The sequence below is a fragment of the Algoriphagus formosus genome, assembly GCF_002807035.1.
Lineage (GTDB): Bacteria > Bacteroidota > Bacteroidia > Cytophagales > Cyclobacteriaceae > Algoriphagus > Algoriphagus formosus.
Window position 1 is genome coordinate 1 of the sequence record NZ_NIUC01000015.1, and the last position, 242, is coordinate 242.

Sequence of the window (242 nt, forward strand, 5' to 3'; positions counted from 1 at the left end):
ACCGGAATCGTATTGGTGTCGGTCTCAGGACCTGTCTGATCAGAGTCAGCAGTCGCGATGTTCACGATGCTTGTGCCCAGATCGCTTTCCTGAACCGTGTAATCCAACGTTCCTGTCGCGGTCTCACCTGGAGCCAATGTCGTCGCAGACAAGGTCACTGCTCCTAATTTATCATCCACTACCGTCACGTTAGTCAAGATCGCTGATCCCGTGTTCTCTACCGTAAACGTGTAAGTAATCAC

1 protein-coding gene is annotated in these 242 nt (G+C 51.2%); it reads right to left on the reverse strand.

The window, feature by feature from the left end:
- The coding region (locus CDH51_RS19985) for a DUF7507 domain-containing protein (protein ID WP_157807187.1) at nt 1-242 on the reverse strand (242 nt) is incomplete at both ends.